14 protein-coding genes are annotated in these 14,694 nt (G+C 71.3%); 10 read left to right on the top strand and 4 right to left on the bottom strand.

What is annotated here, in order from left to right; all coding sequences use genetic code 11:
• Window positions 1-61: 61 nt before the first annotated feature.
• From hpnE to ACIBSV_RS05560, 7 genes are all read left to right on the top strand, one after another.
• Window positions 62-1,435 (top strand): hydroxysqualene dehydroxylase HpnE, encoded by a 1,374-nt coding sequence (hpnE, locus tag ACIBSV_RS05590; RefSeq protein ID WP_395859673.1) that lies wholly within the window; start codon window positions 62-64, stop codon window positions 1,433-1,435.
• Window positions 1,432-2,460, top strand: a complete 1,029-nt coding sequence (locus tag ACIBSV_RS05585; RefSeq protein ID WP_395859672.1) for a polyprenyl synthetase family protein — start codon at window positions 1,432-1,434, stop codon at window positions 2,458-2,460. The genes hpnE and ACIBSV_RS05585 overlap by 4 nt, the downstream gene beginning before the upstream one ends.
• A gap of 4 nt (window positions 2,461-2,464) precedes the next feature.
• On the top strand, window positions 2,465-4,381 hold the full coding sequence (shc, locus tag ACIBSV_RS05580) for a squalene--hopene cyclase (RefSeq protein WP_395859671.1): 1,917 nt from the start codon (window positions 2,465-2,467) through the stop codon (window positions 4,379-4,381).
• 2 nt (window positions 4,382-4,383) lie between these two features.
• Window positions 4,384-5,022, top strand: a complete 639-nt coding sequence (locus ACIBSV_RS05575; RefSeq protein WP_395859670.1) for a 1-hydroxy-2-methyl-2-butenyl 4-diphosphate reductase — start codon at window positions 4,384-4,386, stop codon at window positions 5,020-5,022.
• Window positions 5,003-6,382, top strand: a complete 1,380-nt coding sequence (locus ACIBSV_RS05570; RefSeq protein WP_395859669.1) for an aspartate aminotransferase family protein — start codon at window positions 5,003-5,005, stop codon at window positions 6,380-6,382. The genes ACIBSV_RS05575 and ACIBSV_RS05570 overlap by 20 nt, the downstream gene beginning before the upstream one ends.
• An 83-nt stretch (window positions 6,383-6,465) precedes the next feature.
• Window positions 6,466-7,344, top strand: a complete 879-nt coding sequence (locus ACIBSV_RS05565) for an amidohydrolase family protein (RefSeq protein WP_395859668.1) — start codon at window positions 6,466-6,468, stop codon at window positions 7,342-7,344.
• A 5-nt stretch (window positions 7,345-7,349) separates the two neighbouring features.
• Window positions 7,350-8,543, top strand: a complete 1,194-nt coding sequence (locus tag ACIBSV_RS05560; protein ID WP_395859667.1) for an amidohydrolase family protein — start codon at window positions 7,350-7,352, stop codon at window positions 8,541-8,543.
• Window positions 8,544-8,642: 99 nt separating this feature from the next.
• Here the strand turns inward: ACIBSV_RS05560 and ACIBSV_RS05555 are convergent, their stop codons facing one another.
• A complete protein-coding gene (locus ACIBSV_RS05555) occupies window positions 8,643-8,798 on the bottom strand; it encodes a hypothetical protein (protein ID WP_395859666.1) in 156 nt (51 codons plus the stop codon).
• A 320-nt stretch (window positions 8,799-9,118) separates the two neighbouring features.
• Between ACIBSV_RS05555 and ACIBSV_RS05550 the strand changes: the two genes are divergently transcribed.
• A complete protein-coding gene (locus ACIBSV_RS05550) occupies window positions 9,119-9,604 on the top strand; it encodes a nitroreductase/quinone reductase family protein (protein ID WP_395859665.1) in 486 nt (161 codons plus the stop codon).
• 85 nt (window positions 9,605-9,689) lie between these two features.
• On the opposite strand, the gene ACIBSV_RS05545 is transcribed toward ACIBSV_RS05550, so the two are convergent.
• Complete coding sequence (locus ACIBSV_RS05545) at window positions 9,690-11,087, bottom strand: acyl-CoA synthetase (RefSeq protein ID WP_395859664.1); 1,398 nt, start codon at window positions 11,085-11,087, stop codon at window positions 9,690-9,692.
• A 316-nt stretch (window positions 11,088-11,403) separates the two neighbouring features.
• Between ACIBSV_RS05545 and ACIBSV_RS05540 the strand changes: the two genes are divergently transcribed.
• Both ACIBSV_RS05540 and ACIBSV_RS05535 read left to right on the top strand, forming a co-directional pair.
• Entirely contained in the window at window positions 11,404-12,198 is a 795-nt protein-coding gene (locus ACIBSV_RS05540; RefSeq protein WP_395859663.1) for a hypothetical protein, read from the top strand.
• A gap of 164 nt (window positions 12,199-12,362) precedes the next feature.
• Window positions 12,363-12,950 (top strand): TerD family protein, encoded by a 588-nt coding sequence (locus ACIBSV_RS05535; RefSeq protein ID WP_395859662.1) that lies wholly within the window; start codon window positions 12,363-12,365, stop codon window positions 12,948-12,950.
• Window positions 12,951-12,991: 41 nt separating this feature from the next.
• On the opposite strand, the gene ACIBSV_RS05530 is transcribed toward ACIBSV_RS05535, so the two are convergent.
• Window positions 12,992-13,576 (bottom strand): sigma-70 family RNA polymerase sigma factor, encoded by a 585-nt coding sequence (locus ACIBSV_RS05530; RefSeq protein ID WP_395859661.1) that lies wholly within the window; start codon window positions 13,574-13,576, stop codon window positions 12,992-12,994.
• 294 nt (window positions 13,577-13,870) lie between these two features.
• Window positions 13,871-14,419: a DUF3558 family protein gene (locus ACIBSV_RS05525; RefSeq protein ID WP_395859660.1), complete on the bottom strand. Its 549-nt coding sequence runs from the start codon at window positions 14,417-14,419 to the stop codon at window positions 13,871-13,873.
• Window positions 14,420-14,694: the final 275 nt, after the last annotated feature.

Here is a 14,694-nt window from a genome sequence, read left to right as displayed (position 1 = left end):
GAACGGGAAGCCGGTCGCAGGGGCCGGTACAGGGATTGATCACGTGGGTACGGAGCAAGGCATGAGCGCACGCATGGTGGTGATCGGGGGCGGCCTGGCGGGCATCACCGCCGCGCTGGCTGCCGCCGACGCCGGCGTCCGGGTCACCCTCCTGGAGGGCCGGCCCCGGTTGGGCGGCGCGACGTTCTCGCTGCGCCGCGACGACATGTGGCTCGACAACGGGCAACACGTGTTCCTGCGCTGCTGCACCGAGTACATCTCCTTCCTGGAGCGGATCGGCAGCGCCGACAAGGTCTACCTCCAGCCCCGGATGGACGTCCCGGTCCGCACGCCCTGGGGCACCCGCACCCGGCTGCGCCGCTCCGCGCTGCCCGCCCCGCTGCACCTGTCCTCGGCGCTGGCCCGCTACCCCCTGCTCACCATGGCCGGCCGGGCCCGAGTCGGCCTGGCCGCACTCGCCCTGCGCCGCCTGGACCCGGCCGACCCGGCCCTGGACGAACTCACCTTCGCCGCGTGGCTGGACCGCTTCGGCGTCACCGCCCGCGAGCGCGAGGCGATGTGGGACCTGATCGGCATCGCCACGCTCAACCTGCCCGCCACCGAGGCATCCCTCGGCATGGCCGTCAAGGTCTTCCGCACCGGCGTGCTCGACCGCAACGACGGCGCCGACATCGGCTGGAGCCTGGTCCCGCTCCAGGAACTGCACGGCGACGCGGCGACCCGCGCGCTGGAGCGCGCGGGCGTGCGGGTGCACCTGCGCACCCGGGTGGACGCGCTCGACGCCGGCGCCGGCGGGTTCGCCATACACGCCGACGGCGAGCGGATCGAGGCGGACGCGGTGGTGCTGGCCGTACCGCACTACGACGCGGCCCGACTGCTGCCCGCGGGCGCCCTGCTGCTCGGCGACATGCCCGCCGACCCGACCCTGCTCGCCGGCCTGGGCACCTCGCCGATCGTCAACCTGCACGTGCTCTACGACCGCCCGGTCCTGGACGTCCCGCTCGCCGCGGGCATCGGGAGCCCGGTCCAGTGGATGTTCGACCGCAGCGCCGGCCACGGACTGGCGGCCGGCCGCTACGTGGCCGTGTCGCTGTCCGCGGCGGGTCGGGAAATCGACCTGACGAGCGCACAGCTCCGGGATAGGTTCGTCCCGGAGTTGGCCCGCGTGCTGCCCTCGGCCCGAAACGCCCGGGTCGAGCGGTTCGTGGTGACCAAGGAGCGGGCCGCGACCTTCCGTCCCGCTCCCGGTTCGGGCCGGCTTCGTCCCGGCCCCCGGACCGCGGTCCCCGGTCTCGCCCTGGCCGGGGCGTGGACCGCCACCGGATGGCCCGCGACGATGGAGGGCGCCGTTCGCAGCGGCCTTTCCGCCGCCCGCGAGGCCCTCCCGCATCTCGGCCGCACCCGTGCCATTCCGGAGAGGACGACGCCGCTATGACGCTCGCCGACGCATCGATCGCCCCCGCCGTGCTCGATCGCGCGCGCGAGGCGAGCCGCCCCGCGCTGCGGGTCGCGACGGCCCGACTCGAACCGCCCCTGGCCCGTGTGGCCGCGTATCACATGGGGTGGGCCGACGAGGCCGGTCGCGAACTGCCCGGCAACGGCGGCAAGGCGCTGCGCCCCGCGCTCGCGCTGCTCTCCGCCGAGGCGGTCGGCGCGCCGACCGGCGTGGGCGTGCCCGGCGCCGTCGCGGTCGAACTCGTGCACAACTTCTCGCTGATCCACGACGACCTCATGGACGGCGACGAGGAACGTCGGCACCGGCCCACCGCGTGGAAGGTCTTCGGTCCGGGACTCGCCGTCCTGGCCGGTGACGGTCTGCTCGTGCTGGCCGAACAGGTCCTGATGGACGCCGACGACGCGGACGGCGATCGTGCCGCCCGACTGCTCACCGAGGCCACCGCCCGGTTGATCGACGGACAGTCCCAGGACCTGTCCTTCGAGGCCCGACTCGACGTCAGCGTCGAGGAGTGCCTGACCATGGCGGGCAACAAGACCGGGGCCCTGCTGGCCTGCGCGTCGGCGATCGGGGCGGCCCTCGCGGGCGCCGACGAACGCACCGTGCAGGCGCTGTACGGCTTCGGGCACCACCTAGGCGTCGCCTTCCAGGCGGTGGACGACCTGCTGGGGATCTGGGGACGACCCGAGGTCACCGGCAAACCCGCCTGGAACGACCTGCGCCGACGCAAGAAGTCCGTGCCGGTCGTCGCCGCCCTCTCGAGCGACACGACCGCCGGACGCGAGCTGGCGCGCATCTACACGGACGAAGGACCGCGCAACGAGGAGGGACTCGCCCTGGCCGCACGCCTGGTCGAGGAGGCGGGCGGACGTGCCCGCACCGAGACCGAGGCGGCACGGCGCCTGGAGCAGGCCATGGCCTGCCTGGACTCCCTGGACGTCCCGCAAGGTACCTACACGGACCTGACCTCACTCGCGGCCTTCACCACCACTCGGGAGTTGTGAAGAGATGACAGTGACCGTCCAGCCGGGAATCGGCGACGTCGACGACGACGACGGGGTCAGGGGCGCACTCGACAGGGCCGTCGCCCATCTGATGGAGCTTCAGGACGATGCGGGCTGGTGGAAGGGGGAGTTGGAGACCAACGTCACGATGGACGCGGAGGATCTGCTCTTTCGCGAGTTCCTCGGCATCCGCACCGAGGAGCAGACCCTGGCCAGTGCGCGATGGATCCGCGCCAACCAGCGCTCGGACGGCACCTGGGCGACCTTCTTCGGCGGTCCCGCCGACCTGTCGGTGACCGTCGAGGCGTACGTCGCGCTCAAGCTGGCCGGTGACGACCCGGACGCCAAGCACATGGCCGCCGCGGCGGCCTTCATCCGCAACGGCGGCGGCATCGCCAACACCCGCGTGTTCACCCGGTTCTGGCTGGCCTTCTTCGGCTGGTGGTCGTGGGACGACCTGCCGGTGTTGCCGCCGGAGATCATCTACCTGCCCAAGTGGTTCCCGCTCAACGTCTACGACTTCGCCTGCTGGGCCCGGCAGACCATCGTGCCGCTGACCATCGTCAGCTCGCTGCGCCCGGTCCGGCCCGCGCCGTTCGAGCTCGCCGAACTGCGCCCCACCGGCGCGGTCCGGGGCCGACCCGCGGCCGACGACCCGTGGTCGCGGGCGTTCCGCGCGCTGGACGCGGGCCTGCACCAGTACCAGAAGCGGCCGATCAAGCCGATCCGGCAGGCCGCGATGCGCAAGGCCGAGCAGTGGATCGTGCAGCGCCAGGAGGCGGACGGCGGATGGGGCGGCATCCAGCCGCCGTGGGTCTACTCGCTGATCGCGCTGCGCCTGATGGGCTACCCGCTCAACCACCCGGTGATGGCGCAGGGCATCAAGGGCCTGGACGGGTTCACCATCGTGGACACCGACGAGGACGGCGAGCTGCGCCGCCGGTTCGAGGCGTGCCAGTCGCCGGTGTGGGACACCGGGTTGACCCTGGTCGCGCTGCGGGACGCGGGAGTTCCGGCCGCCGACCCCAGGGTGGTCAAGGCGGCCGGGTGGCTGATGGACGAGGAGATCCGCGAGGTCGGCGACTGGGCGGTGCGCCGACCGGACCTGGAACCGGGCGGCTGGGCCTTCGAGTTCGCCAACGACTACTACCCGGACACCGACGACACGGCCGAGGTCGTGATGGCCCTGCGCTACACCGACCACCCGGACGGCGCGCGCAAGGACGCGGTCCTGGACCGGGCCGAGCGGTGGACGGCCGGGATGCGCAGCAAGGACGGCGGTTGGGGCGCGTTCGACGCGGACAACGTCAGCATCCTGCCGCTGAAGCTGCCGTTCTGTGATTTCGGCGCGGTCACCGACCCGCCCTCGGCCGACGTCACCGCGCACATCGTGGAGATGCTCGCCGACGGCGGTGCCCGCTACAGCTCCTATGTCGCCGACGGCGTCAAGTGGTTGATGGACCATCAGGAGGCGGACGGCTCCTGGTTCGGCCGCTGGGGCGCGAACTACATCTACGGCACCGGCGCGGTGCTGCCGGCGCTGGTGACCGCCGGCGTCGACCCCCGGCACGCGGCGATCCGGCGCGCGGTGCGCTGGCTGGAGGCACGGCAGAACCCGGACGGCGGCTGGGGCGAGAACCTGCGCAGCTACGATCAGCCGAAGACCTGGTCCGGGCGCGGCGAATCCACCGCGTCGCAGACCGCGTGGGCGCTGCTCGCGCTGCACGCGGCGGGCGAGTTCGGCGAGGTCGCGCAGCGCGGCATCGACTGGCTGACCGAGCATCAGAACGAGCTGGGCGGGTGGGACGAGCCGCAGTTCACCGGCACCGGCTTCCCCGGCGACTTCTACATCAAGTACCACATGTACCGGCTCGTCTTCCCCGTGATGGCGCTCGGTCGGTACGCCGGGACGATGGACTGAACATGCCCCTGATGGTGGTCACCCCGCTGCGCATCGAGATGCGCGCGGTCGAGGCGGGGCTGATGGGCGCCTTCAACGTGCGCGTGGAGCGCGCGGGGATGGGACCGGACAAGGCTCGCGCCCGGGCGCGGGCCCTGTCCGAGCTCCCGGCAGCGGAGTACGGCTCGCTCGCGGTCGCGGGATTCGGCGCGGGCGTGGGGGAGAGGGTCGCGGTGGGCGACGTGGTGATCGCCTCCGAGGTGCGCGGCTCGGACGGCACGGTGATCGAACTGCCGAGCTCCGAGGTGTTGTTGGAGTGGATGCGGCGGGTCTCGCCCAAGCTGAGGTTGCATCACGGTCCGATCGAGACCGTGGACCGATTGGTCAAGGGCCGGGCCCGGCAGGCGTTGCGCGAGCGCGGCGCGCTGGCGGCCGACATGGAGTCGGCGTACCTGCTCGCGGCGGCGGGTGATCGGCCGGCCGGGGTGGTCAGGGTGATCACCGACACCCCGGAGCGGGAACTGCTGCGGCCCCGCCTGCTGGTGGACGGGTTCAAGGCATTCCGCACGTTGCGCCACGCGACCCCGGCCCTGCTTGACTGGGCCAACGACGAGCGAACCAAGTCAGGAGGTACGGCGGGCGATGACGTTCGACCTGGGTGAGACGTACGAGGCGTACGCGGACCGCGGCTTCGAGCTGCACGCGAAGCACCTCAACCCGCAACTCCCGCGCGTGCTGCGGACGATCGGCATGGACCGCGATTACGTTCGGGCCGAGGGGCCGTACCTGTACGACGACAAGGGCGACCGGTACCTGGACTTCCTGTCCGGGTTCGGCACCTACGGTGTGGGCCGGCACCACCCCGTGGTGCGCAAGGCGATGCAGGACGTGATCGCGCTCGATCTGCCGGACATCGTGCACTTCCACACCCCGCCGCTGGCCGCCGCGCTGGCCGACCGGCTGTTGGCCCGGGCGCCGGGGATGGACCGGGTGTACTTCTGCAACAGCGGGACGGAGGCGGTCGAGGCGGCGCTGAAGTTCGCCCGCTTCGCCACCGGGCGGCGGCGGATCGTCTACATCGACCACGCCTTCCACGGGTTGACCACGGGCGCGCTCTCGGTCAACGGCGCGGCGGAGTTCCGCAAGGGCTTCGAGCCGCTGCTGCCGGACGTGGGCATCGCGCTGGGCGATCTGGACGCGCTGGCGCGGGAGTTGAAGCGCGGTGACGTCGCGGCGCTGATCATCGAGCCGATCCTGGGCAAGGGCGTGCTGGCTCCGCCGCCGGGCTGGCTGGCCGCCGCGCAGCGGCTGCTGCGCGAACACGGCGCGTTGTTGATCGCCGACGAGGTGCAGACCGGGATGGGCCGCACCGGCAAATTCTTCGCGTACCAGTGGGAGGACGGCGTCGAGCCGGACATCGTCACGGTCGCCAAGGCGCTGTCGGGCGGATACGTGCCGATCGGCGCGACGCTGACCCGGGACTGGGTGTTCAAGAAGGTCTACTCGACGATGGACCGCGTGCTCGTGCACGACTGCACGTTCGGCGGCAACAACCAGGCGATGGCGGCGGGCCTGGCCACGCTGGCGGTGCTCGACGACGAGGACCTGATCGGCAACAGCGCCCGGATGGGCGACGCGTTCGTGGCCGGGCTGGCCCCGCTGATCGACAAGTACGAGCTGTTCGCCGAGGTGCGCGGGCGGGGCCTGATGATCGGCCTGGAGTTCGGCAAACCACGCTCGCTCAAGCTGCGCGCCGGGTGGACGGCGTTGCAGGCGGCTCGGCACGGGTTGTTCGCGCAGATGGTGGTGGTGCCGCTCTTCCAGCGGCACCGGGTGCTGACCCAGGTCGCGGGCGACCACATGGACGTGATCAAGCTGCTGCCGCCGTACGTCGTGGGACCCGAGGACGTGGAGCACTTCGTGGCCGGGTTCGTGGACGTGATGGACGACGCGCACAAGGGCACCGGTTTGATGTGGGACTTCGGACGGACCCTGATCAAGCAGGCGATGACCAACCGCTGACGCCCTCCATGGCTATGGCCCATACCCCCTGCTGCTGTTAAGTTGATGGAGTCAATCAACTTGATGGCGCAGGGGGTTTTGCCATGTCCGCAGTCGGGTCCACGGCCGGGGCGGGGGCGATCGACTTGATGATCGGTTTCCCCAGCGCACAGGCCAAGAGCCACTACGACTTCCTGAAGCCGCAACTGCGCGACGCGGAGAGCGGCGAGATGGAGTTCCCCGCCGAGTACATGTTCAAGGGGGTGCCGAACCACCTGGACGAGGGCGTCGATGCGATCACGGTGACGCTCGGGCAGATGGACGCCTGTGGCGTCGAGATCGGTCTGGTCGGGATGAGCGAGACCGCGCTGCGGGCGATCGCCGAGCACCCCGACCGGTTCCGGCCCACGCTGGAGGTGGACCCCAACGACATCACCACCACGGTCCGCCGGATCCGCCGGGCGTACGAGGAGCACCACATCGTCGCGGTGACCACGTTCCCGGCCGGCTGCAACCCGCAGGTGCCGGTGAGCGATCGGCGCTACTACCCGATCTACCAGACCTGCATCGACCTGGACCTGCCGATCGTCTCCAACGCGGGCATCGCCGGCCCGCGGGTGCCGTCCGGGTGTCAGGACGTCATGCACTTCGACCAGGTCTGTTACGACTTCCCGGAGTTGCGCATCGTGATGCGCCACGGCGCGGAGCCGTGGGAGGACCTCGCGGTCAAGCTGATGCTCAAGTGGCCGGGGCTGTACTACATGACGTCGGCGTTCGCGCCGAAGTACTACCCCAAGGCGATCGTCGACTACGCCAACACGCGCGGCGCGGACAAGGTGATGTACGCGGGCTACTACCCGATGGGCCTGTCCCTGGAGCGGATCTTCCGGGAACTGCCGGACGTGCCGTTCAAGCCCGAGGTGCGGGCGAAGTTCCTGCGGGAGAACGCGATGCGGGTGTTCAAGCTGGACGGAAAGGGGTGAGGGCCGTGTCGGATCGGCACACGATCATCTCGGCGGACGGGCACGCCGGCGCCGGGATGGACACCTATCGCGAGTTCCTGGACCCGTCCTGGCGTGCGGAGTTCGACGACTGGCGGGAGCGCTACCGCAACCCGTTCCGAGACCTCCAGGGCGACGGTCGCACCCGCAACTGGGACGACGACCGGCGGATCGCCGAGTTGGCCGCGGACGGCATCGTCGCCGAGGTGGTGTTCCCCAACACGGTGCCGCCGTTCTTCCCGACCGGGCAACTGCTCGCCCGCCCGCCGTCGGCGCGATCCTACGCCCGCCGACTGGCCGGGATCCGGGCGCACAACCGGTGGCTGGCCCAGTGGTGCGGCGGGGCGAACGCGGTGCGTCGGGCCGGGCTGGCCCAGGTGTTCCTGAACGACATCGAGGACGCGGTCGCCGAGGCGGTGTGGGCCAAGGAACAGGGGCTCGCGGGCATCCTGATCCCGACTACGCCACCGGACGTGAGCGGCATCCTGCCGCTGTACGCGCCGGAGTGGGACCGGCTCTGGGAGGTGTGCCAGGACCTGGAGTTGGCGGTGGTCAACCACGGCGGGTCGGGCAGTCCGGACTACGGCGACCACCCGGCCGCGACGTTCCTGTGGATCGCCGAGGCGACGCTGTTCTCCCGTCGGCCGCTGACCCACATGCTGCTCTCCGGGGCGTTCGCGCGCTTTCCCCGGCTCAAGTTCGCCATCACCGAGCAGGGCGCGGCCTGGATCCCGCCGCTGCTGCGGCAGTTGGACGGCTACCACGCGCAGATGGCCACCGGTCGGATCGGTGAGCTCAAGTACACCGAGGCCGACCGGCTGCCGGAGCCGCCCAGCGCGTACTTCGCCCGCAACTGCTGGGTGGGCGCGAGCTTCCCGTCGCCGACGGAGGCGCTGGCGCGGCACGAGTTGGGCATCGACCGCTACATGTGGGGCGCGGACTACCCGCACGACGAGGGCACCTATCCGTACACGCGGGAGGCGCTGCGTCGGTCCTTCCACGACGCCTCGCCGACCGAGTTGCGCGCGATCCTGGCCGGGAACGCGGCGACGCTGTACGGCTTCGACCTGCCCGCGCTGGACGCACTGGCGGCCGAGGTCGGCCCGACCCACGCGGAACTCGCCGAGCCCTTGGCCGACCTCCCCGCAGACAGCAACAGCCCGGCGTTCACCCGGCCGTAGCCGTCTCGGCCACCGGCCGGATCACGCTCGAACGGCTCCGCCGCCGTCGACGGTCGTCGGTGGTGATCGGCGGCGGCCGTCGGAGCCGCCGCCTCGACCTCAGGACGCCACGGCCGGCCGCAGCACCTCCTCGCACCATCGGCGGCACGTGGTCGGCGTGTCGTCGGGGGTGCTCGGCGCGTCGGTGCCGTAGTAGCCCTGGGCGTCCAGGGACTCGACCATGTCGGCGAGTCCCCACGCCCAGGTCTCGCCCACCCCGTGACCCAGCAGGTTCTCTCCGGATCCCGCCGCTGCCCGTCTCCGTCGCCGCCCGCCATCCCTGCCCGGGCGTCGTCTACCGACCGGTTGCGGACGTCCCACCTGCGGTTCCGGCCATCGCCTGGCCCCGGCAATCCCGCTCGACGGCCGTGCCGAGTCTCGTTCGGGCGGCCGCGTCGGTGGCCGAACGGGGGACCGTCGCGTCGTGACGCGGCCCACGTCGCGCGATCCCCGAACGGCCATTGATGGTTGGCGGGGGCCCGACTAGAGTCGCGCAACCGAACTGCCGCGCGTGCCTTCCCGGGAGCGAAACGATCATGGTGGAACAGAAGAACGACGAGTTCATCGAGCCCTCGCCCGAGGAGATCGTTCTCTTCACCAAGGAGCACGTCTCGCAGATGGAGCAGTCGGACGGCGACGACGTCTGGCTCCTGGCCGGGATGAACCACGTACTCGTGCACACGGTCGGCCGCAAGAGCGGCAAGCTGCACAAGGTCGCGCTCCCGTTCTGGGCGGACGAGAACGGCCACCGCGTCGTGGTCGGTTCCTTCGCCGGCGCCGCCAAGCACCCGTCCTGGTACGTGAACCTGTCCGACCGCACGGCCAACCCGCAACTGCTGGTCCGCGTCCAGCACGCAACGTACTGGAGCACCGCCGAGATCCTCGACGGCGACGAGTACACCAAGACCTGGGCCGCGCTCACCGCCGACCGCGAGTACTACAACAACTACCAGACCCGCACCGACCGCCGGATTCCGTTGGTCCGCCTCCCGGAAACCACCCTGATCGCCCGCCGCGACTGACGCCACGAGCCCGAACGCCTCGAAGCACGCATCGCACTCGACCTCGCCGGGCCCACCCGGACCCAAACCGCCACCCGGTGACCCGTCAGTCCGTCAGAAGTTTCTTCTGGACCTTGCCCATGGCGTTGCGGGGCAGGTCGGTGACGAAGACCACGCGCCTGGGGCGCTTGTGGACGGACAGTCCGGACGCGACGTGGTCAATGAGCTGACGCTCCGTCACCTCGGCGCCGGAGACCACGAAGGCGACGATCTCCTGGCCCAGATCGGGGTGCGCGACGCCGATCACCGCCGCCTCGTGCACGGCCGGGTGGGCCAGCAGGGAAGCCTCCACCTCGCCCGCGCCGACCCGGTAGCCGCCGGTCTTGATCAGGTCGGTGCTCGCCCGGCCGACGATGCGATGCCGGCCCTCGGCGTCGATCACCGCGACGTCGCCGGTGCGGAACCAGCCGTCCGGGGTCAGCGTCTCGGCGGTGGCGTCGGGGCGGTTCAGGTAGCCCTGGAACAGGGTCGGCGAATCGATCTGCAACTCGCCGACCGTTTCGCCGTCGTACGGACACGCCGACCCGTCCTCGCCGACCAGTCGGGTGCGCACGCCCGCGATCGGCAATCCCACGAAGCCGGGCCGGCGCTCGCCGTCCGCCCGAGTGCTGACCGTGATCAGCGTCTCGGTCATGCCGTACCGCTCGATCGGCCGATGCCCGGTGAGTTCGGTCAGCCGCTCGAACACCGGCACGGGCAGTGGCGCGCTCCCGGACACCAGCAGCCGCGCGCCGGCGAGCGCGCGTGCCGAGTCCTCGTCCCGCGTGACCCGCGACCACACCGTGGGCACGCCGAAGTACATGCTCCCGCCGGCCTGTGCGTACGCCGCCGGCGTGGGCCGGCCGGTGTGCACCACCCGCGAGCCGACGCGCAGCGCGCCGAGTACGCCCAGAACGAGACCGTGCACGTGGAACAGCGGCAGGCCGTGGACCAGGACGTCGTCCGCCGTCCACGCCCACGCTTCGGCGAGCCCGTCCAGGCCGGCCGCGATCGCCGCGTGCGGGATCAGCACGCCCTTCGGCGGACCCGTGGTGCCGCTCGTGTACAGGATCAGCGCGGTCGTGTCCGGAGCCGGCTCCCGGTGTGTGCTCGCCGAGCGCGCGGTGAGGTCGACCGGCATGGTCGGCAACCCGGTGTCGGTCCACGGGCCGGGCGCGAGCAGCAGTACCGCGCCCGAGTCGGACAGGATGTGCGCGCGCTCCAGCGGACCCGAGTCCGGCGGAACCGGGACCACCGGGACGCCCGCGATCAGGCCGGCCAGTGTGGCCACCACGGTGGCCGAACTCGCGTCCGCCCGCAGCGCGACGGCCGGCGCGCCCGCGATGCGATCCGCCAACGCCGTCGCGGCCCCGAACAACGCCTCGCGTGACATCGCCTCCCCGGCCACCGTGACCGCGTCGAACCGATCCGGCACGGGTGAGTCAAGCGAGACGAGAGCAGACACGAACCGACCTCCAGCCACGACAACCGACCCGCCGATGCTAGTGCGCGCGAACCCGGGTCAGGCGCCGTCGCCCGAACCCGCGACCCGCCCCGGCACCCCCGCGCCGCGCGGCACGGTCCACGGCGGGCCGTCCCGCGTCGCGAGTCCAGGGATTCCCCCGGGACAACGGGTGGGTCGGCGCATAGCGTGGGAGCGAGCGGGGCGGGGGAACCGGCTGGGGGGTCGGGCCGTCCCAGGGGCAGGACAATCGGTGGAGCAAGGAGTGGTTGTGCGTCGAAATCGCGCGAGGACACTGAGGATCTCGGCCGTTGCGGCGGTGTGCGTATCGCTTGGCGCGCTCACCGCGTGCGGAACCGCCGAGAGTCCGCTGTCGACCATCGAGAAGACGTCGCCGACCGATCCGGTGACCGAGTCCGCGGGTTCCGGCCTGGACGAGAACGTCCGCAACGAGGACCTCGACGTCGGCGAACTGGCGCGCCGGGCAAAGCAGTCCGCGTCCGGTCTCAAGACCGTGCACGTGGTGGCGGACATCGTCTCCGACGGCAAGGCGATGCGGCTCGACCTGCGCGTGGACCGGGGCAGCGAGGACTTCCAGGGCACCATCCAGCAGAACGACGTCCGGCTGGAAGTGCGCCGGGTCGGCTCCGACATGTACGTCAAGGGCGACGAGCGGGCGTACCGCTCGCTGGTCGGCACCGTGGACGGCGAACTCGCCGCCAAGCTGCTCGCCGGCAAATGGCTCAAGGGCGACGTCAACAGCGAGAAACTGCGCGGCGTCCGCAGCATCACCACCGTCGCCGACCCCGGCGCGGCCCTGAAGAACTTCCCCGAGGACGGCGTCAAGCTGCCCATCGAGACGATCGACGACCGCAGGATGATCCCGCTCACCGGTCCGCCCGGGAGCAACAGCGGCAAGGTCTACATCGAGGCCCAGGGCGGCAAGCCCTACCCGGTGCTGATCGTGTCCAAGAGTTCGAGCAACAGCGGGTCGATCAGCTACGGCGACTTCGACATCCCGGTCAAGGTGACCGTGCCGCCGGCGGCCGACGTGATCGAGATCCCCGACCGCACGAGCTCGTCGGGCACGCCCCGCCCGGGCAGCACGGCCTGACCGCCCGCCCGACGCCGAAGGCCGTCACACCCCGGCGACCCACCCCCGCCCGCCTCGGAGCCCACGACGGGGGATCGAAGGCACACCCTAGGATGCTCTGCGTCAACGCGCCGCGTCCGTCGACGAGGCGCGGCATCGGGGAACCACCGCGGAGGGGAGTTGCGATGACGGTCGTTCTCGCACAGGGAGAGCGCGTCAGCATCGGCAAGGGCGAGGCCGGTTCGGTCGCCCGGGTCCGGATGGGACTGGGCTGGGACCCGATCAAGCACGAGGGGCTGCGCCCGGGGCTGCAGGCGCTCACCGGCGTCGACCTGGACGCGTCGTGTCTGCTGTTCGACGCCGATCACCATCTCGTGGACACCGTGTGGTCCAGGCAGTTGGTCTCCAAGGACGGCGCGGTCACGCACACCGGGGACAACACCACCGGGGCCGGCGAGGGGGACGACGAGTCGATCATCGTGGACCTCGCCGCGCTGCCGCTGCGGGTGACGGCGCTGGTCTTCACGGTCAGCGCGTTCTCCAGCGACGACTTCTCCCGGGTCGCCAACGCGTTCTGCCGGCTGGTGGACGAGCGCGACGAGAGCGAACTCGTGCGCTACGAACTCTCCACCACCGACTCGCACGACAACGCGCAGATCATGGTCAAGCTCGCGCGCGGCGGCGGCGACGGCTGGGTGCTGACCGCGATCGGCCGCTCGGCCAAGGGCAACACGTTCGGCGACCTGCTGCCCGAGGTCCAGAAGTACCTGTAGGCGTCACCTCGGCGGGACACCCCGCCACAGGCGACCGCGGACTACGCCGCGACGACGAGCCCGCGCTCGCGCGCGTAGTCCGCCAACGCCTCGCGCAGCCGCCGCCGACCGCGGTGCAGGCGCGACATCACCGTGCCGAGCGGGACGCCCATGAACGCGGCTATGTCCTTGTACGGATAGCCCTCCACATCGGCCAGGTACACCGCGACCCGGAACTCCTCGGGCAGGTCCCGCAGAGCGGCCACCACCTGCGAGTCCGGCAGGTGGTCCAACGCCTCGGTCTCCGCCGACCGCAGACCGGTCGACTCGTGTGTTCCGGCCCGGTAGAGCTGCCAGTCCTCGATCTCCTGCACGCCCGACGCCACCGGCTGCCGCTGCTTCCGGCGGTAGGAGGTGATGAAGGTGTTGGTGAGGATCCGGTACAACCAGGCCTTCAGGTTCGTTCCGTCGCGGAACTGATGGAAGGACGCGTACGCCTTCGTGAACGTCTCCTGGACCAGGTCCTCGGCGTCCGAGGCGTTGCGGGTCATCCGCAGCGCGGCCGGGTAGAGCGGGTCCAGGAACGGCACGGCGTCACGCTCGAAGCGTTCGCGCCCCGGTCCGGGGGTGGTCAGGAGATCAGTCAAGTCGTCGCTCCCGCTACACGATGCACGGACCCGTCGGCGCCTGTCGGTCCCCACCGCGCCCGGGTATGTAAATCTCCCCTGCCCATCATGTTCCCGCCGATGCGGGAAACAGCCGGGCCATTGGTCCCTCATCGGTGCGAAATCGGTGTGCGGACCGAACTGCGTGCGAGATCGGCGCGATAGAGCGCGATCGGGGCACACCGCGATCACGGAAGGTCGGGATCCGTTCACGCTGTGTCGACCGTGGTGTTCCCCGGTCCGGCTCGGAGCCCTATGCTCACGGTGATGGGCGCGTCACAGCTTGGCCACCGCGAGCTTCGCCAGCGTGACCAACTGGTCCTTGGTCGGCGGCGGGTCGCCGCCGCCCGCGTTGAGCGAGAACACCGCCGTCTCGTCGCCGCGACGGGCCGCGATCACCAATACGCCACCGATCGTGTCGGGCTGTACGTACACCGCCGCGTCGCCCAGGCCCGGCACCTTCTCGGTCCGGGTGTCGCCCAGCGTGCCCAGGTAGGCGTCCAGTGCCTTGTCCACGCCGCCCGAGGTCTTCGAGCGGGTCGCGATCGTGCTGATCACCGGAGCCCCGTCGGCCGCCGCGTAGTCGCAGCCCAGCGGATTCTGCGCGGCCCGCAGCCCCGGCATCGCCAGCGCCTGCGAGACCTGCTCGGCGGTGAGTACCCCACACGCGTCCACCGCCCGCAAATCGCCGCCCGCGCCGGCGCCGCCCGCGGTCGGGCTCGGGCTCTTCGCGCCGTCCGCCTTCGTGCCGCCGTCGTCGTTGCACGCGGCCACCGGCAGCACGACGGCCGCGACCGCGACCACCACGCCCATCCGAACCCTCACGGCGCTCCCCATTCCCGGCTCGTCCCCCCGGGACGTTCCCCGGCTCCCGGCATGATCCGACATTTCCCGGCCCGCGGTGCGGTCCCGCACAGATCGTCGCGGCTCGCGAGCGGCGCGACAATGCCGTCGCGTCTCGCGATGCGGGCTGCGATCAAGCTCACACCACCTCCGACGAACCCGGAATTCGCAGGTGGGGCCGGGAATTCGGTCTGGTCCGATGTGCCCGGCATGTGGACCGGGCCTGCGGGGCACCTGCACACGTGTCCTAAAGTCAC

Source organism: Embleya sp. NPDC050154, assembly GCF_044460165.1.
Taxonomy (GTDB): domain Bacteria; phylum Actinomycetota; class Actinomycetes; order Streptomycetales; family Streptomycetaceae; genus Embleya.
This window is presented reverse-complemented; position numbering and strand designations above follow the sequence as displayed.